Origin of the sequence: Staphylococcus roterodami (assembly GCA_022493055.1) — a bacterium.
Lineage (GTDB): Bacteria > Bacillota > Bacilli > Staphylococcales > Staphylococcaceae > Staphylococcus > Staphylococcus singaporensis.
Genome location: CP092781.1, coordinates 614796 through 634556, shown reverse-complemented (window position 1 = coordinate 634556; position 19761 = coordinate 614796). Strand labels below are relative to the sequence as shown.

The 19761-nt window shown below is 30.7% G+C and carries 21 protein-coding genes and 1 pseudogene; 4 read left to right on the top strand and 18 right to left on the bottom strand.

Annotated elements, in window-relative coordinates; all coding sequences use genetic code 11:
- Nucleotides 1-215: 215 nt before the first annotated feature.
- The 12 genes and pseudogenes from ML436_03045 to ML436_02990 all read right to left on the bottom strand — a co-directional run bounded on the left by ML436_03045 (nt 216) and on the right by ML436_02990 (nt 9200).
- Nucleotides 216-845 carry a DUF443 domain-containing protein gene (locus tag ML436_03045; protein ID UMT78719.1) on the bottom strand — a complete coding sequence of 210 codons (630 nt, stop codon included), beginning with the start codon at nt 843-845 and terminating at the stop codon, nt 216-218.
- Nucleotides 846-891: 46 nt separating this feature from the next.
- Nucleotides 892-1526 (bottom strand): annotated as a pseudogene (locus ML436_03040) (DUF443 domain-containing protein).
- Nucleotides 1527-1548: 22 nt separating this feature from the next.
- Entirely contained in the window at nt 1549-1665 is a 117-nt protein-coding gene (locus ML436_03035; protein ID UMT78718.1) for a hypothetical protein, read from the bottom strand.
- Between the two features lie 56 nt (nt 1666-1721).
- A complete protein-coding gene (locus ML436_03030) occupies nt 1722-2351 on the bottom strand; it encodes a DUF443 domain-containing protein (protein ID UMT78717.1) in 630 nt (209 codons plus the stop codon).
- A gap of 74 nt (nt 2352-2425) precedes the next feature.
- Nucleotides 2426-3043: a DUF443 domain-containing protein gene (locus tag ML436_03025; protein UMT78716.1), complete on the bottom strand. Its 618-nt coding sequence runs from the start codon at nt 3041-3043 to the stop codon at nt 2426-2428.
- 87 nt (nt 3044-3130) lie between these two features.
- On the bottom strand, nt 3131-3772 hold the full coding sequence (locus ML436_03020) for a DUF443 domain-containing protein (GenBank protein UMT78715.1): 642 nt from the start codon (nt 3770-3772) through the stop codon (nt 3131-3133).
- Between the two features lie 125 nt (nt 3773-3897).
- Nucleotides 3898-4524, bottom strand: coding sequence for a DUF443 domain-containing protein (locus ML436_03015; protein ID UMT78714.1), 627 nt, complete (start codon nt 4522-4524; stop codon nt 3898-3900).
- Nucleotides 4525-4598: 74 nt separating this feature from the next.
- On the bottom strand, nt 4599-5219 hold the full coding sequence (locus tag ML436_03010) for a DUF443 family protein (protein ID UMT78713.1): 621 nt from the start codon (nt 5217-5219) through the stop codon (nt 4599-4601).
- A 186-nt stretch (nt 5220-5405) separates the two neighbouring features.
- On the bottom strand, nt 5406-6032 hold the full coding sequence (locus ML436_03005; protein UMT78712.1) for a DUF443 domain-containing protein: 627 nt from the start codon (nt 6030-6032) through the stop codon (nt 5406-5408).
- Between the two features lie 130 nt (nt 6033-6162).
- Nucleotides 6163-6786: a DUF443 domain-containing protein gene (locus ML436_03000; protein UMT78711.1), complete on the bottom strand. Its 624-nt coding sequence runs from the start codon at nt 6784-6786 to the stop codon at nt 6163-6165.
- 374 nt (nt 6787-7160) lie between these two features.
- Complete coding sequence (locus ML436_02995) at nt 7161-7799, bottom strand: DUF443 domain-containing protein (protein ID UMT78710.1); 639 nt, start codon at nt 7797-7799, stop codon at nt 7161-7163.
- A gap of 3 nt (nt 7800-7802) precedes the next feature.
- Complete coding sequence (locus ML436_02990) at nt 7803-9200, bottom strand: LXG domain-containing protein (GenBank protein UMT78709.1); 1398 nt, start codon at nt 9198-9200, stop codon at nt 7803-7805.
- A 601-nt stretch (nt 9201-9801) separates the two neighbouring features.
- On the opposite strand from ML436_02990, the gene ML436_02985 reads away from it, so the two are divergent.
- Nucleotides 9802-10242: an Rrf2 family transcriptional regulator gene (locus ML436_02985; GenBank protein ID UMT78708.1), complete on the top strand. Its 441-nt coding sequence runs from the start codon at nt 9802-9804 to the stop codon at nt 10240-10242.
- Entirely contained in the window at nt 10229-11551 is a 1323-nt protein-coding gene (locus ML436_02980) for an FAD-containing oxidoreductase (protein UMT78707.1), read from the top strand. Before ML436_02985 ends, ML436_02980 begins: the two co-directional genes overlap by 14 nt.
- A 51-nt stretch (nt 11552-11602) precedes the next feature.
- Here the strand turns inward: ML436_02980 and ML436_02975 are convergent, their stop codons facing one another.
- From ML436_02975 to pta, 6 genes are all read right to left on the bottom strand, one after another.
- The gene (locus ML436_02975) at nt 11603-11944 is read right to left on the bottom strand and encodes a YuzB family protein (protein ID UMT78706.1); all 342 of its coding nucleotides are present in this window, start codon (nt 11942-11944) and stop codon (nt 11603-11605) included.
- 176 nt (nt 11945-12120) lie between these two features.
- The gene (locus ML436_02970) at nt 12121-13197 is read right to left on the bottom strand and encodes a phosphomevalonate kinase (GenBank protein ID UMT78705.1); all 1077 of its coding nucleotides are present in this window, start codon (nt 13195-13197) and stop codon (nt 12121-12123) included.
- Nucleotides 13198-13209: 12 nt separating this feature from the next.
- Nucleotides 13210-14193, bottom strand: coding sequence for a diphosphomevalonate decarboxylase (gene mvaD / locus ML436_02965; GenBank protein ID UMT78704.1), 984 nt, complete (start codon nt 14191-14193; stop codon nt 13210-13212).
- 4 nt (nt 14194-14197) lie between these two features.
- Nucleotides 14198-15118 carry a mevalonate kinase gene (gene mvk, locus ML436_02960; GenBank protein ID UMT78703.1) on the bottom strand — a complete coding sequence of 307 codons (921 nt, stop codon included), beginning with the start codon at nt 15116-15118 and terminating at the stop codon, nt 14198-14200.
- A gap of 580 nt (nt 15119-15698) precedes the next feature.
- Nucleotides 15699-16535, bottom strand: a complete 837-nt coding sequence (locus tag ML436_02955; protein ID UMT78702.1) for a lipoate--protein ligase family protein — start codon at nt 16533-16535, stop codon at nt 15699-15701.
- Between the two features lie 2 nt (nt 16536-16537).
- Complete coding sequence (pta, locus tag ML436_02950; GenBank protein UMT78701.1) at nt 16538-17524, bottom strand: phosphate acetyltransferase; 987 nt, start codon at nt 17522-17524, stop codon at nt 16538-16540.
- A gap of 167 nt (nt 17525-17691) precedes the next feature.
- Here pta and ML436_02945 point away from each other — a divergent pair, with 167 nt between their 5' ends.
- A complete protein-coding gene (locus tag ML436_02945) occupies nt 17692-18444 on the top strand; it encodes a heme-dependent peroxidase (GenBank protein ID UMT78700.1) in 753 nt (250 codons plus the stop codon).
- Between the two features lie 543 nt (nt 18445-18987).
- Nucleotides 18988-19752, top strand: a complete 765-nt coding sequence (locus ML436_02940) for a threonine/serine exporter ThrE family protein (GenBank protein UMT78699.1) — start codon at nt 18988-18990, stop codon at nt 19750-19752.
- The last annotated feature ends 9 nt before the right edge of the window (nt 19753-19761 follow it).

Genomic DNA, 19761 nt, shown 5'->3' with positions numbered 1-19761 from the left:
TGGATTAATAACGCCAATGTTATAAGAGCTATCATACAAAATAACACGCTCTATATTTCATTTTTAAATTAAAGCAGGGCTTCCTTTATCAATTACAACAGGCATTTTCACTTGGTATATTCAAACATTACTATCTATTTTCCTGTTCTAAGATATGATTTTCTTTTTTGAACTATCATTTAAGTATGCGTTACTACCAATTTCGATCATTTTTACTACTCGTTTATTCTTAAAATAACATGAACATTTTTATTACCTATCGTAGCCATATTCACTAAAAAGAAAAACATCGTGATAATAACCCAAGTTAAAAATATTATTATATTTTGTGACTCTGTCATCAAAAGAATGGTTAAAGTAAATATTGAAGCACTTCCTAAAAAAAAGTACGCAAAAACTATTAACAACCCTTGTTTGAAAGTCGGTATTAATACAACTCTATTCTTATTAACCACGTTGGTATTAAAAATTTTTAATGTTAATTTTTTATTTAGATAGAAATAAAAAATTAACATCCCTATTAACATGATAAAAAATACAGTGATTGCTAGTTGTTTTTCAAACTGAACATTAAAGAAGTTACCGTACTTTCTCAATATAATTCCGAATAGAACTGAACTTCCTGCAACCGGCCAAAAAACATTGTTTTTAATAGGTTCGATAATATTTAACCTTTCAAATTCATTTTCGCTAATTTTTGCGTATTTTTTGGGCAAAAACCAATTAATCATAGGGAAAAAATAAGTAATCCAAGTACTTACTAAATCGACCATGAAATATTCATTATTATATCTAATAACTCGATATTTAGGATTTTTATAAATTTGTTTAGATTCACAAAGCACTGTTTACCACCCCTAATTAACAATTGAAAACTAACTAAATTTGTAACTATTTATTAGACTTTAAGAATATATGTACTTTTTTATCTATAATTGAATGCATATTCATAAACATGAATAGCATAGTCATGAAAAGCCAAGAAACATATAAGATTAAATTTTGTACATTTTCAAACACCAACAAGTAAAATGCCCCATAAGACATGAAACCAGTAAATAGGTAATAAAAAATTGTGAAACAAATATTTTTAAAGGAGGGTAATAATCTTAATTTAAGTTCATTATTTTTACTTTCATTATAAATATTTAATGTTAATTTCTTATTTAGATAACAATAAAAAAATATAATCCCTAAAAACCCAATGAAACAGCTTTGCTCCAAACAATTATTTCTTCTAATTGAAAATCAAATAAATAAGCGTTTCTTCTTACAGTACCACCAAGTAGCACAATACTCGCGAATACAGTCCATACTATCGATTTATTTTTAACTGGTTTTACAATATTTAATTTCTCATAATCATTCTTAGTGACTTTGACATATTTTTTCGGTACGAGCCAGTTAATAAATGGAAAGAAGAAGACAATCCAATTACTTGCCAAATCAATCATTAAATATTCACTATCGTATTTGATTATTCGATATTTAGGGTTTTTATTAATAACTTTAGATTCGCAAAGCATTGATTATCAATTCCACCTTATTCTAATTATTTTTTATTTGAAGCGTGGCTAACATAATATAATTAGTTATTAATTCGCTTTTTATAACTTTGGCTTTTTTATTTCCCTGTTCTAAGATAGCTCCTCGATTTAAAATCATTGCTTTTTATGAACCAACATTTAAGTATCCGATACTACCTAAGTTAATCAATTTTACTACTTATTTGTTTTTAAAATAACATGAATTTTTTTATCTAGAACCGATGACATATTCAGTAGAAAGAAGCATACAGTCATGCCAATTAAAGCAAGAAATTCTATTATATTTTGAGGGGATGTAGTTACTAACATACTCAGAGCCATTGTTGACAATCCACCAAAAAATATATAAGCAAATAAGGATAAACAAATATTTTTAAATGTAGGTATTAATATGATCTTTTCGTCATTACTTTTATTTTTATCAAAAAAATGTAACTTTAATTTTGTATTTATATATATAAACAATGCGAAAACACCTAGAAGTATCATACAGCATGTTAATATAACTAATTCTTTTTCTAAATGGATATTAAGCAAATAAATATATTTTCTTGTTAAGGTTGTTAATAACACTGCAAATCCTGCAACAGGCCAGAAAGTATTATTTTTAGCGGGTTTCACAATATTTAAACTTTCAAATTCTTCTCTACTAATTTTCGCGTACTTTTTGGGAATAAACCAATTAATCATGGGCAAAAAATAAGCAATCCAAGTACTTACTAAATCAACCATGAAATACTCCTCATTATATTTAATGATTCTGTATTTTGGGTTTTTATTAATGAATCGAGATTCACAAAGCAATGTTTATCACTTCCACCTTATTCTAATTATTTTTTATTTGAAGAATGGCCAACGTAATATAATTAGTTATTTATTCACGTTTTTATAACTTTGGATTTTTTATTGACAACGAGAGTTATATTCATCAAGAAAAACAACATTAACCCAATACCCCAAGCTATAAAAGTTATTAAATTCTGGTTTTCTAATGTCAGCAACATGCTTAAAGCTAATATTGACATGCCTCCAATCAACAAATAGCCATATAATATAAGAACAGCATTTTTTAATGTTGGTACTAAAATTATTTTTTGTTCTTCTTTTTTATTATCGAAAACTTTCAATTTTAATTTTCGATTCAGAAGCACAAAAAAGATTAAAATACATAGAAATACAACGAAGCATATAATTATAACCAATATTTTTTCTAATTGAATATTAAGTAAGTGTATGTACTTTCTGGAAGTAACACCTAGTAAGATTGTTCCTCCTGCAACAGGCCAAAAAGTTTTATTTTTAACTGGCTTAACAGTGTTCAGTTTTTCATACTCTTCTCTACTAATTTTGGCGCATCTTTTTGGAATGAACCAATTAATAAATGGAAAAAAGTATACAAGCCAAGTGCTTATTACATCGACCATTAAATACTCATCATCATACTTAATAACTCTGTATTTCGGATTTTTATTGATAATTTCGGTTTCACAAAGCAATAATTATCACTTCCTATTAATAACAAATTCACACAGCTATATTATCGTTTGTGTTTCTCAAAACACTTGTGCCCTTTTGTATCAAAATTAATTTTTATATGACCTTAAATATATAACATGAATCTTTTTGTCTATTATTGAAGACATATTTATAAAGAAAAATAGCATTGTCATAATAACCCAAGCAATAAATACTATAATATTTTGGATAGATAAACTAATCAAAACATCTAAGAACATGATTGATAATCCACCACAGAAAAAATAAGAAAATAGTACAAAGCAAAGATTCTTGAATGATGGAAAAATCATAATTTTTCCATTGCTACTCCGATTATTATAGATAGATAACTTTACTTTCTGATTTAAATATATATAAAACACTAGAATACTTAATAATAAAACCGAACAAATGATAATAACGCAATTTTTTTCTAAATGAGAATCAGGTATATATATTTTATCTTTAAACATAGTGCCAAATAAAAGTATGCTACCTATAACTGGCCATAAAGCTTTATTTTTAACTGGTTTAACAATATTTAAATTATCAAACTCTTCTCTACTGATTTGGACATATCTTTTTGGGATGAACCAATTAATAAACGGAAAGAACAAAACTAACCAGGTGCTTACTAAATCAATCATCAGATAGTCGTTTTTATATTTAATAATTCTATATCTGGGATTTTTGTTTACAACTCTAACCTCGCAAAGCAATATTTCCACTTCCGTCTCGTTGGTTTTATATCTAATACACTTTCAGATACTTTATAGGTCTTTTGCATTTTAACAACATACTATTTTCCTGCTTATTACTTAACTTGCGAACTACAATCTAAGTTTAGTAATTTCTATTGCTTTTTAAGTTTGGCATAAACCTTTTTATTACTAATTGAGCCCTTGCTTATTAGAAAGAAGAAAATAGTAATAATAATCCACATAATAAATACCAGTAGATTTTGAGGTTTTATAGTCAATAGCCATATTAAAAATAATATTGAACAACCTCCTAATAATAGATATGTGAAAACTATAAAACTTCCATCTTTAAAAGTAGGCATTAATATAACCTTATTTTCATTATCTAGATTATCATCATATATCTTTAGTTTAAGCTTTTTATTTAAGTAAATGTAAAATACTGCAATACCTATAAATCCTATAAAACATAAAGCTATTAAAATCTTATTTTCTAATTGAACTTCAAACGTATGTACATATTTCCGTAAAATAACTACTAATAAAAACGAACTACCAGTAACTGGCCAGAAAATATTATTTTTATTTTGTTTATCAACATTTAAATTTTCAAGTTCCTTCTCGCTAAGTTTTGCATAATTTTTGGGAATGAACCAATTAATAAAAGGAAAAAAGTATACAAGCCAAGTGCTTACTAAGTCAATTAACAAATACTCATCATTATATTGAACGACTTTATATCTCGGATTTTTATTAATAACTCTAATATCACATAGCATCGTTTATCACTTCCTACTTTTACTTAGTAATCTTTATTTGAAGAACGGCTAACATAATATTGTTAGTCATTTTTCTACCTTTTTATAACATTTACTTTTTTATTGACTACCAAAGCTACATTACTAAGTAAGAACATTATTACAAGCATAATCCAAGTAATAAATAAAATGATGTTTTGAATACCTTCTGTGATAAACATATAAAAAGCAAGTATGCTTAAACTACCAAAAATAATATACGAAAGGAGCATTAAGCATAAATTTTTAAAAGTTGGTATTAAAATTATCTTTTCATCACAGTTATTTCTATCATAAACGTTTAACTTAGATTTCGAATTAATATATAAAGCCGAAAGGAAAAACCCCAAAAGTACGAGAGAGCATAAAATATTCACAGCAATTTGATTAATTTGTATATTTAACAACTGTATATATTTTCTCGTCAATACTGCTAATAAAACTGATCCCCCACCTGCTATCCATCCAGCTGAGCTACTATTTTTCGGTGTAAATGTATTTAATTCTTCAAACTCACTTTGACTAATCTTCGCATATTTCTTAGGTACACCCCAATTAAGCATTGGAATGAAAAAGAAAATCCAAGAACTAGTTACATCAACCATTAAAAACTCGTTCTTATATTTTATAATTTTATATCTCGGGTTCTTATTTATATTCCAGGACTCACATAACATTTTTACCTCGCCCACTTCATATCTTTTTAAGTTCAAACAATTAATCAGCTATTCTCATGATTTTAAAATATTGAATATATTACTAAATTAAAATATTATTGTTTGATATCCTTTATAATATGCAGATTTTTATAACTTCCATGCTAAAACTTTAAAGTTCTCAATTGACTTTAAATTTAGCGATTGCTAATGCTTTTTAAGTATGACACGAACATTTCCACCAATTATTGATGACCTGTTAACAAAAAAGAAACATGACGTCGTTACAATCCAACCAAGAAATCCTATTATATTTTGAGAATTCATTGTTAATAATATATTTAGAGATAAAATTGAAAAGTCGCCAAAAAATATATAAGCTAACAAAGATATAAATATATTTTTTAACGTAGGTATTAATATAATTTTTTCGTTTTCACCTTTATTTTTGTCCCAATTATGTAGTTTTAGTTTTTGGTTCAAGTATAAAAACCATGTTATTACACATAGAAACATGACAAAACATATGATTATTACTGTTTTTTTGTCTAAATGGGTATTGAGCAAATAAATATATTTTTTCGACAAGGTTACAAGTAAAACTAAAGCGCCTGTAACAGGCCAAAAAGCATTATTTCTAACTGGTTTGAAAATGTTTAAGACATCAAATTCTTCCTTGCTAATTTTGACGTAATTTTTAGGGATAAACCAATTGAGCATTGGAAGAAAAAATACTATCCAACTACTTGCTAAATCAACCATCAAATATTCATCATTATACTTAATAATTCTATATTTTGGATTTTTGTTGATAATTTTAAATTCGCAAAGCAAAACTCACCACGCCCATTTCATTGGATTTATATCTAATACACCATCATACTACATTAGAAGTCTTTTGAATTTTACAAGCGTCTTAAAAGGATTGAGTCGACAACATTTAGAAAATTTTAAATGTTGTCAATTATATTTTGAATATAACGTGAACATTTTTATTGCCAATTGAAGCCATATTCAATAGAAAGAAAAGCATTGTCATTATAATCCAAGCAATAAATACTATTATATTCTGGGAGTCTATAGTTATTAACATACATAGACTCATTATTGAAAAAAATCCCGAAAATAAATAAGAAAATAGTACAAAACAAAAATGTTTGAAAGTAGGTAGTAGCATAACTTTTTCTTTATGTTCTTTATTTTTATTAAAAACTTTTAATTTTAATTTTTGATTTAATTTCATAAAAAAGATTAAAATACTTAAGAATGTTATAAAACATATGGTAATAACTAAACTTTTTTCTAGTTGGATATCGAGTAAATGAGTATACTTTCTGAACGTAACTCCAAATAAAATTGAGCCACCTGCAGCTGGCCAAAAAGCTCTATTTTTCGAAGGTTTAACAAGGTTTAAATTATCAAATTCTTCTTTATTAATCTTCACGTATTTTTTAGGGATAAACCAATTCATCATAGGAAGAAATAACGTTAGCCAGTTATTTGCTAAGTCAACCATCAAATACTCCTCATTATATTTAATGATCCTGTATTTTGGATTTTTATTAATGACTCTGGATTCACAAAGCAATGTTTACCACACCCATTTCATTGGTTTAATATGTTTACCGATACTTTTTGTAGCTTCACCCACTGTATTTTCTACACTATCTATGGTAACTTCTGCGGATTCTTTTACAACGTGTATGCCATCGTCTATTTTGTGACCTATCCAATCCGTTTTATCCTGTAATCCAAGTTTATTTGTTTGATAAGCTCAATCTGCAAACATGTCAACAAGAGAGGGAAAAGCTAATACACCAACAACTGCCCAACCAATTGGATTACTAGCGAACAATATTATGAGAGCTATCAGACAAAATTACACGCTCTATATTGCTATTTTAAAATTGAACTAGTGCTTTTTTAAACCACCTTTTAAATATGCAATTCTAGCTAATTTAATCACTTCTCAACCTCTTTTGACCTTAGTATTGCGTATACATTTTTATCGATAATTGAAGACCTGTTTGCTATAAAGAAAGCTGCAATCATACCAAACAAAGCTAAGAATTCTATTATATTTTGAGGGTTAAAGGTCATCAACATACTTAAAATCATTATCGAAAAGCCACCGAAAAACACATAGGCAATTAGGGATAAGCAAATATTTTTAAATGTAGGGATTAATATGATTTTATCGTTATCATTTTTATTGTCCTCAAACATATGCAACTTTAATTTTTTATTTAAATATATAAATAATGTAAAAACAGCTAGAAATATCATGCAACATATGGCAATAACCAAGTTTTTTTCTAATTGAATATTAAGAAATTGAGTATATTTCCTGAATGTAACTCCAAATAAAACTGAGCCACCTGCAGCTGGCCAAAAAGCATTATTTTTAACAGGTTTTACAATCTTTAAATTTTCAAATTCTTCTTTACTAATCTTCACGTATTTTTTAGGGATTAACCAATTCATCATCGGAAGAAATAAAGTTAACCAGGTACTTACTAAATCGATCATCAAATATTCATCATTATATTTAATAATTCTATATTTTGAGTTTTTACTAATGGCTCGAGATTCACAAAGCATAGTTTACCAACTCCATTTCATAGGGTTTATATGATCAGAAATACTTTTTGTAGCTTCACCAACAACATTCCCAACACTATCTACTGCTTTTTCTGTAGATTTTTTAACAACATCAATACCGTCGTCTATTTTGTGACCTACCCAATCTGTTTTATCTTTTATGCCTTTCCAATTATTTTGATATGCCCAATCGGCGAATTTCGTAGCTAAACATCCTAAAGCAAAGCCAGCCAAAACAGCTATACCAACAGGGTTACTACCTAGGAAAGCGGTAATTAAAGCAGTTGTACCAACACCTGCTGCAAGTGTCATACCATTATGCGACAACGCCTCTCCAAATGTTTTATCATCATTTGCAAGGTCATCATACATACCTATACCAAATCCTACACCAGCAACACCTTTACCTAGGTATTTTCCGCCTTTTGCAAATTTACTACCATTTTCTATAAACACATTACCTGATGTACGTTTGACTTCTACAAATGAATTTGGACCGGCTGGGCCTTTCACACCACCTGCTGTATTGATAAATACACCGAATTTACTTGCATTTATACCGCCTTGCTCTAAAAGTGTTGACGTGATATCTAATCCTATATCTCGTTTAATACTGTCTTTATTGTCATTTATATATTTCATTATACTTTTCGGGATATCTTCTTCTGGATGCTCTTTGGCATATGCCTTTATAACAGCAAAGTCTGCTTTATTTAAAGTTTCTTTCTCTGCTTTATGTTCAATTTTCCCCATGGCAACTTTCAAATATTTTTCATGGCTTGCTTTGGCCCAATCAAGTTCTTTACCTGAAGGAATATTAAATTGATTTGTTGAAAAGTTCCAAAAATTTTGCGCTTGTGTAAGTCCTTGTTGGACAATTTTTTGAAATTCTTCAACTTCTTTAAATATTTCTGGTGCTTTTTGATTAAACTCACGCAATTTGCGTAGCTTCTCTTCTAATTCATGTTTTTGTTGACCTAATGTTTGTATTATTTGTTGGTTCGATGAAATGGCTTGCTGATTATCGGAAGCATGCTTTTTCAAATTGTTAGTTAAATTTTCATATCGCGTAATTTGTTGACTTAATGATCTAATATCTTCTTCAAGTTCTGATTCTTTTAAAGATATGCTATCAACCTCACTCGTATAACGTGACACGAAATTATCGCAAGCTTGCTTCGTTAAATCACTCAATGTTTTCATACTTGTTGATAATGGAATTAACACCGTACTAAAAAATTGCTTAGCTGACGTATATGCTTTACCTTTAAGTGCATCATCATTGATAAATTGAGTAATCGCTTTTTCCAACGCATCATAATTTGAATTCATTGATTGACTCAAATCACCCACACTTGAAGCTTGGTTTCGAGATCTGTCTAAATACATGTCAATACTCATCGGCATGCTCCTTTTCCAAAAATATGTAATTTTCAAACTATTTAAAACCAAATGCTTTTTACATCTAAAAAATTGTAAATTTTAAAACTCGGCGATGATTATTTCTTATGTAAAGGGAGTCTCGATGCAAGTAAATTGAGATAACATGTCGCCTTTTTTCTTATTTTAGCATATGGATATAATGGTGTCTTTGTATATTCGCAATTAATCAATAAAAATTATCTTTCAATATTTTAATTTTATTGCGACAACATCCTTAACCTAATATATATTAATGTCTTAAAATATATTTACGATTTAAATGAGTGTTAAATCACTCTAATCATTCTTCATAATGACGTATTTGCAAACTTCAAAAATCAAAAGTCAATCAAAACAATTACACATAACAAAACGATTTAAAACTTTACTTTCACCAATTTTGAAACGAGCATCCTTTATATCTCTCTAACACTTAAATCAACAATCTGTCATTTCAAACCATTCTAAAATCATATCTGATTCATTACATTTTCTACAAAAATAGTCATAAGTATTGACACATTGAACAAAATGATTTTTAATTGTAACTAATAAAGTTACAATTACGAGGTGAGAAATATTGAATTTAGAATTTAACATTGCCGTGCATGTATTAGCTTTTTTAACTAAGCATCATTCAGAAAAATTCAATAGTAGTTCATTAGCAGAATTAACTTGTTTAAATCCTGTTCAATTACGACGCGTGACGACTCAACTTGTCGATTTAAATATGATTGACACAATACGAGGTAAAGATGGCGGTTATTTAGCAAATGATCAAAGTGCTGACGTCTCTCTAGCAACATTATATAAACATTTTGTCTTAGAGAAAGAACACCACACACGTCTATTTACTGGCGACGAAGGCAGTCACTGTCAAATTGCTCGTAATATTGCAACTACCATGTCACATTATCAGCAAGACGAACAGAATATCATTATTAATTTTTATAATGGAAAAACAATCAAAGATGTCATTGAAGACATTCAAAAGGAGGATTTATGTCATGAAAACATATGATTTAATTGTAATAGGATTTGGGAAAGCTGGTAAAACTTTAGCGAAATATGCTGCATCAACAGGTCAACATGTCGCAGTTATCGAACAATCTTCGAAAATGTACGGCGGCACTTGTATAAATATAGGATGTATACCTTCGAAGACACTTGTACATGATGGGTTAGAAGGCAAATCTTTTGAAGCAAGTTATAACCGTAAAAACGATGTTGTCAATGCGCTAAACAATAAAAATTACCACTTATTAGCAGACGATAGCAACATTGATGTACTGGATTTTAAAGCACAGTTTAAATCTAATACTGAAGTGAATTTATTAGATCAGCATGGCGATATCGCCGATAGTATTACTGCACCTCATATCATTATTAATACTGGTGCTACCTCTGTCATTCCTAACATTAGAGGCCTTGATCAAGCTAAACACGTCTTCGATTCAACAGGTTTATTAAACATTAGCTATCAACCTAAGCACCTCGTTATTGTAGGTGGCGGTTATATCGCCTTAGAATTTGCTTCGATGTTTGCGAATTTAGGTAGTAAGGTTACAGTATTAGAACGTGGTGAATCATTTATGCCACGCGAAGATCAAGATGTCGTTGCACATGCTATTACTGACTTAGAAAATAAAGGCATTGCATTGCATACAAATGTTGAAACGACTGAATTATCATCTGATGATCATCATACAACAGTCCATACTAACGTTGGCAACTTTGAGGCTGATGCAGTACTTTTGGCTATCGGACGCAAACCGAATACGGATTTAGCTTTAGAAAATACTGATATCGAATTAGGCGATAGAGGCGAAATTAAAGTCAATGCTCAACTTCAAACATCTGTGCCACATATTTATGCTGCAGGTGATGTTAAAGGGGGACTTCAATTTACGTATATATCTTTAGATGATTATCGAATTATCAAATCAGCGTTATATGGTAATCAGTCACGTACGACTGACAATAGAGGCAGCGTGCCTTATACAGTATTTATAGATCCACCATTATCACGTGTTGGATTAACTAGTAAAGAAGCTGCCGCGCAACATTATGATTACACTGAACACCAACTTTTAGTAAGTGCAATACCTCGTCACAAAATTAACAATGATCCAAGGGGTTTATTTAAAGTAGTCATTAATAATGAAAATAATATGATTTTAGGAGCTACATTATATGGTAAGCAATCTGAAGAATTAATTAATATAATTAAACTTGCGATTGATCAAAACATTCCATATACCGTATTACGAGATAATATTTATACACATCCTACGATGGCCGAATCATTTAATGATTTATTTAATTTCTAAATGAGACATAAAAACCTGGTGGCACGCATTGAATGATGCTGCCATCAGGTTTTATTGTTGTGCTTTTCGCTTTTCTAATTTTTCTTTAAGCTTTCTATCTTGTTCTTCTTTACGACGTTTACGTTCTTCATGTCGTTTTCTTAAACGCTCTTCTTCATCAGGATCACGAGGTTTCTTTAATTGTTGAGAAACTTTTTCGATCAATTCTTCTTCAGTAAGCGCAGCCAGTGGGCGGTTATTTACAAAAGTGAATGTTTTACGGCGTCCAGGTCCACAATAAGATTGACAACCTATAACGATTTCAGCATCGGGATCTAATTTTTCCAGCTTTTTTTGTAACGTTTTTATATTGACTGCCTGACATTCATCACAAATAAGGAATGTATTTTTCATATTGCTACCCACCTTTCTTTATCATATCTATATCGTTGATTTCATTAATTTTTTCGTTAACTCTATCTATTTTACTCTTTTTAATATTTTTTTCAAGATACGTAACACGACTGACAATAAAAAATGGAGCATCACTCTTCTAATTAAATTAGATGATTGCTCCCCTATCAATTCATTTATTGCCCATGATAAATATTAAATTTTAAAGGTTTAATACCATGTTTTGTCCATTCGTCATATATTTTTTCTTTATCTACATCTTTATCAATAATTGTAATACCACAGTCTCCACCACCAGCGCCCGATGTTTTAGATGCGCCGTGATACTTTTCAGCGATATCACATAAATATTTTAGCTTTTCAGTTTCTATATCAACTGTAGCTTCTTTATCCATACGTTGAATAATAGTACGATTCTGGCGTACCATCTTTTGCACACCTTTAATATTGTTTGTTTTAAAAGCATGAATAAGCTTTTCAACACAACGATGTGAATCTTCTAAGAAGTCTCCGTAAAATGAAGGATCTGATTTTAAACGTTTCACTTCACTAACAAAGTGTGGTGATGACGCCGGTGAGCCAGTCCAACCGATAAGTACTTCCATATTTTCAGGAGCTTGTAATGGTTCGATGTGTAATCCAGGCCAGTTTTTGATTAAAACTTCTTCCACAGTTGTATCTTCAATTTGATGTTTAACCCATTCATGATCAAAAGTACTATACGCTAACCATCCACTATAAACACTAACGGCAATATCTCCGCATGAACTTAAACTTTGTAACTTCATATTTGCAATTACTGCCAGTTTATAAATGTATAAATTAGATAACTTCATATCATAAAATTCATTCAATACTTTTATAACTGACACAAGTACTGCTGCACTTGAACCTAATCCATATTTGTGGCCATTTGAATCATCTAAATTACTATCAATTGTCAGATGAAAATGCTTCATTGCAATATTGCAACTTTTAGCATACTGTTCAAATATTTCAATAGCTGTAACCACATAATTTAATTGTTTTGCTGCATGTGGATCTGAGATGACAATACTATCTTCATCTCTACTAAATGTTACTGGGTTATGATGTAAAGCTTTTGAATGAATGGTACCTTTGTAATTATCTGCTTCCTCAATAGTAGCAGTTACAAAGCGATCTAATGCTATAAGTACAGATTTATATCCTGGTTCTGTTACAGCATATTCTCCAGCAATATAAAGTTTTCCGGGTGCTTTGACCTGAATCATTTTATCTCTTCCTTACTCAATTATTTCAATTCCTGTGGCAATAATGTCACTATCAATAATTTGGTTATTATCAAACTGTGTTAATAATTTATCTATAATCTGTTGCTTGTTTTTCTTTTCTACAAGTATTTTCACATTAGGACCCGCATCCATCGTAAAATAACACGGATATCCCGCTTCTCGGCATTCGTGAACGAGCGCCATGACATCATAACTTTCTTGCACAAGATATGTGAACGGCGGTGTTGATCCTAGGTTTGTAGCATGCATACGTAAACCATTTTCTTCAATTACTTCACCAAGGCGTTTAAAATCTTTGTCTTGAATCGCTGCTTTTGCTTCAGCTAAATCTTCATCAATATGATCTAACCAATATTGGTAAAACCTTGATGTGTTTCGTGTCAATGACATACCATATCGACTAGGTACCTTTTTAGAATGTTGATTAATCACAACAAATATCATGGCAAGGTCATCTTCAAAATGGTCTGATTCAAGTGGAACGGCATATGACGTCTCATCACTATACCCTTTTTCCCATTCTGCAAATCCACCATAAATACTACGCGACGCAGAACCAGAACCAATTCGCGCCAATCTCGATAAGTCTTTATCTGACAACTGCATGTCTAGCGCTTCATTACAAGCTGCTGCTAAAGCTGCATATGCACTCGCTGATGAAGCCAATCCTGCTGCAGTTGGTACAAAATTGTTGCTTTCAATTTCTGCATACCAATCGATGTCAGCTCTATTTCTGACAATATCCATATATTTTGAAATTTTCTCAAATTCTTTACCACTAACCTGTTCACCATTCAACATAAATTGATCCTGTGTCAACTGGTCGTTAAAAGTGACTTTCGTTTCAGTGTAAAATTTTTCTAATGTAACAGATATGCTATTATTCATTGGAATGATAAGTGCTTCATCTTTTTTACCCCAATATTTTATAAGTGCAATATTTGTATGTGCACGTGCTTTGCCACTTTTAATCAACGCATTAACCTCCTAAATTCTCAATCCATGTATGTGCTGCACCAGCTTTTTCTACAGCTTTCACAATATTTTTCGCTGTTGGTAAGTCTTTAGCAAGCAATAACATACTTCCACCTCGACCAGCACCTGTAAGTTTACCTGCAATGGCGCCATTTTCCTTACCAATTTTCATTAATTGTTCTATTTTATCATGACTAACTGTCAATGCTTTTAAATCCGCATGACATTCATTAAAGATATCCGCTAAGGCTTCAAAGTTATGATGTTCAATCACATCACTCGCACGTAAAACTAAATTACCGATATGTTTTACATGTGTCATGTACTGAGGATTCTCACAAAGTTTATGAACATCCTCGACTGCTTGTCTGGTCGAACCTTTCACACCAGTATCAATCACAACCATATAACCATCTAAACTTAATGTTTTCAATGTTTCAGCATGACCTTTTTGGAACCAAACAGGTTTTCCAGAAACAATCGTTTGTGTGTCGATGCCACTCGGTTTACCATGTGCAATTTGTTCTGCCCAATTTGCCTTTTCAATAAGTTCTTCCTTCGTTAAGGATTTCCCTAAATAATCATAACTTGCACGAACAAAAGCTACCGCAACAGCTGCACTTGATCCTAATCCACGTGATGGTGGTAAATTCGTTTGAATCGTAACTGCTAGCGGCTCTGTAATATTATTTAATTCTACAAAACGGTTCACCAAAGACTTAAGATGTTCAGGCGCATCATATAACATGCCATCATAGACATCACTTTTAATAGATGAATAGTTCCCACTTTCTAACGCTTCTATTAAAACTTTAATTTTACCTGCGTTAAACGGTACTGCAATCGCTGGCTCTCCAAACGTAACAGCATGTTCCCCTATTAAAATAATCTTTCCTGTCGATTCCCCATATCCTTTTCTTGTCATGTCAATATCACCTTTTATATTTATCCTATACTTGAATCATTATTTTTTAATAGTAAAAGACATCATATTCTAAGTTGTTTACGCAAATGCGTTTATTGTATTTTACAGTCTTTTGCTTGTATTATTATTACTATGTATAAAAACTTTATTTTCAGTTTATAATTGATTTAACTTGATTAGTATAAATCTAACTTTCAATAACTTCAAAGTTTATATCTTATCAAGTGATATCTCAGATTTTTATATTTTTATAAAATAGCCCTACAATTTATAATTTTCCACCCTAACTATAATACTACAAATAATTATTGGAATATATAGATTTACTACTAAAGTATTAGAACATTTCAATATATAGTATGATTATTTAACTATTCACATTCATTCCTTATACCCATTTCTTAGTACATTTAATGCCTCAAGTTAAAAATTTAATTTAAAATTTTATCATTTCAATCATATCATTACTTTCAATTGAATGACGTCCCATTTTAAAATTAATTCGATTAACTTTTTTATACTTAATATGAAAAATAACAGCCCCAAACATTTCTATGAAAGGGACTGCTATTTCTCGAGACTACTGCATATTGTCTGTCATTTTTTTATTTCTATCAATCATTTTATCGAAATATTTATCAAATCTTTGCCATTCTTCATTCGTTACAGGTGTCATGTTCAAGACACCACCAAGGTCTTTAATTGCATAAAGCAATGAAAACATAACATCTTGAACTGTGATTGTTTTATTTAGTAATGTTTCCAAAGATGCCATGCATGATGGTTCAATTTCAGGATACTTAAATTTTGTAACTTCACCTTTTAAAGCATGTGTATAAAATTTTTGCATCATTAATGCACGTTCTGAACCGGATCCTTCAACACATAGATAAATTTGTACGGCAATGCCACCTCTAACTCTTCGTTGTGATATGCCTGCAAATTTCTTGCCATCAATACTTAAGTCGAATTTTCCTGGGCAATATGAATGTTCAATTTCCATTGTATCAATATCAACGTTCTCATCTTCAAACATCTTACTAATTAATAAATACATCACAGTGAATGCTTCATCTATAGTTGTTTCTGTCTGCCCTTTAAATATCAGTGAAATATTTAATACACCTTGATCGAGCACAACACCTAAACCACCTGAATTTCTAACGATGGCATTATATCCAATCTCATTTGTTAAATACTCAATGCCATCTTTCAAAAAAGGTAATCTTGAATCATGAATCCCTAATATAACTGTATGTTGATGCACCCAAGTACGAACAACATTATCCGACAAATCTTTGCCTACACTTTCAGAAAACGTATCATCGAAAGCGAAAGATTGCATCGGTTCTAATCCTGATGAATGGTCTATATATCGCCAGTTGACACCATTAAAATATTTACTCGCTAAATCCATTGTTATTGTAATGTTTGTGCTGCTGTGATAATTGATAAATTGTATATATCTTCAATTGAACAGCCACGAGATAAGTCATTTACTGGAGAATTTAAACCTTGTAATACTGGACCAACTGCATCGTATCCACCTAAACGTTGTGCAATTTTATATCCAATATTACCCGCTTCTAAACTTGGGAATACAAAGACATTTGCATCTCCTTGCAATTTAGCACCTGGCGCTTTTTTCTCTGCAACACCTGGTACGATCGCAGCATCAAATTGGAATTCACCATCAATAATGGCATCTAATTTTTCTTCTTCAGCTTTTTGTTGTGCTAATTTTACAGCTTCTTGAACTTTAGTTACATCGTCTGATTTAGCAGAACCTTTTGTTGAAAAGCTTAACATTGCAACTTTTGGATCCATACCAAAGCTTAATGCTGATTTAGCACTTTCTACTGCAATTTCTGCAAGACCTTGTGAATCAAGTACAGGGTTAATTGCACAATCACCAAAAATGTATTGCTCGTCACCTTTAATCATGAAGAAAATACCTGAAGTTCTTGATACTCCTGGCTTAGTTTTAATAATTTGTAATGCTGGGCGTACAGTATCACCTGTTGAATGTGCAGCACCACTTACTAATCCATCAGCTTTACCAGCGTATACTAACATCGTTCCGAAGTAGTTCACATTGTTTAATAATTCTTGTGCTTGTTCTTCAGTAGCTTTACCTTTACGACGTTCAACAAATGATTGAACTAATTCTGCTTTCAATTCACTTGTTGCAGGGTTGATTAATTCAATATTAGTAATATCAAGGTTTAATTTTTGCGCTAGTGATTGAACTTTTTCTACATCACCCAATACGATTGGTGTTACATAATCCGTTTGTTGTAATTGTGTTGCTGCAGTTAGAACACGTTCGTCCTCTCCTTCAGGCAATACGATTTTAACGTTTTTACCAGAAAGTTTGTCTTTTAATACATTTAATAAATCAGCCATAATATCCTCCTAGATTGATGTTTTTATTAATAATTCACGGTATAATTATACGCCATTTTATTTTATAATGCCAAGTCACCATTTTGTAATCATTATTTTATCGTTCATACTATTGTTTATGATAAAATTTGTAAAGAACTGATGATTTTTGAAAAGGAGCGATTCACATGAGTCAAGCAGCCGAAACTTTAGATGGTTGGTATAGTCTACACTTATTTTATGCAGTTGATTGGGCATCATTGCGCCTAGTTCCAAAGGATGAACATGATGCACTTGTCGCTGAATTACAGTCATTTTTAGAAAGTACAGCAACTGTAAGATCATCAAATGCAGGTGATCAAGCAATTTACAATATAACTGGACAAAAAGCAGATTTATTATTATGGTTCCTACGTCCAGAAATGAAGACCTTAAACCATATTGAAAATGAATTTAATAAATTACGTATTGCCGACTTCTTAATCCCAACTTATTCATATGTATCTGTAATTGAATTAAGTAATTATTTAGCTGGTAAATCAGATGAAGATCCATATGAGAATCCACATGTAAAAGCTAGACTTTATCCTGAATTACCACATTCTGATTATATTTGTTTCTACCCAATGAATAAGCGACGTAATGAAACTTATAACTGGTATATGTTAACTATGGAAGAACGCCAAAAATTAATGTATGACCATGGTATGATTGGCCGAAAATATGCTGGTAAAATCAAACAGTTCATCACAGGTTCTGTTGGTTTCGATGATTTCGAATGGGGCGTAACATTGTTCTCCGATGATGTATTACAATTCAAAAAAATTGTTTATGAAATGCGTTTTGATGAAACAACAGCACGTTATGGTGATTTTGGAAGTTTCTTCGTAGGTCATATTTTAAATACAGACGAATTTAATCAATTTTTTGCGATTTCATAACCTACGATAATGACTATAAGTTAATAAAAAATTCCAAGCTTAAATGAATAAGCTTGGAATTTTTCGTTTATCTTCAGTATATTCCCGTATACATAAGATGTGATTTAGTAAATAGTTGAAATCTTTATGTTTGAACTTTTAATAATGTGCTATTGTATTATCAATAACAAGGTACACTTTGCGCATAGCAAAGTGTACCCGAGTAGTCTTCCTTGGGAGAACTTTAACTACTATCACTACATATAAACGTTAACCTCAATAGAAATTATACAGTCGCTACTCTATACAATTTTTGTAATGGTTAACTAATATTATTTTAACCTATTTGAAATATTTGAAACATATTTTTGTCGAATTTTTTCAATAAATTTTCCTTTTTATCCAATAAGAGAATATTGGCTACAAAGATTTCCGATGTTTGTTATTATAATCGTTTCAAATATTAGTTATTTTAGATCAATAACAACTTTTCAATAGCTCATGTGGTTATTTTATAGTGTATAAACTATAATGAGTATTAATTCTTAAAACAATGGTGATGACATGGATATAAATTCAGAAGAATATAAACAAGAAGTACTAATTAAAGATGTTGTAATGCTAGTTGCCCGCATATTATTAGAATCTGGTGCAGAAGGTACGCGTGTAGAAGATACAATGACACGTATTGCAAAAAAACTTGGCTACAGTGAAAGTAACAGCTTTGTTACAAATACTGTCATTCAGTTTACATTACATTCGGAATCGTTTCCTAGAATATTTAGAATTACCTCTCGGGATACTAACTTAATTAAAATATCGCAGGCGAATAAAATTTCGCGTCAAATTACAAATAATGAAATTACATTAGAAGAAGCAAAATCACAGCTCGAAAAAATATATGTAGCTAAGCGAGACAGCAGTCTTCCTTTTAAAGGTTTTGCTGCAGCAATGATTGCAATGAGTTTCTTATATTTACAAGGTGGTAGATTGATTGATGTCTTAACGGCAATACTAGCGGGTAGTCTAGGATACTTAGTTACTGAAATTCTAGATCGTAAGTTACATGCACAGTTTATCCCTGAATTTATAGGCTCCTTAGTCATCGGGATTATCGCTGTTATTGGACATACACTTATTCCAACAGGTGACTTAGCAACTATTATCATTGCCGCAGTCATGCCCATTGTCCCTGGTGTATTAATAACAAATGCAATACAAGATTTATTTGGTGGACACATGTTGATGTTCACAACGAAATCATTAGAAGCATTGGTTACTGCGTTTGGCATCGGTGCTGGCGTTGGTAGCGTATTAATTTTAGTATAGGAGTATCAT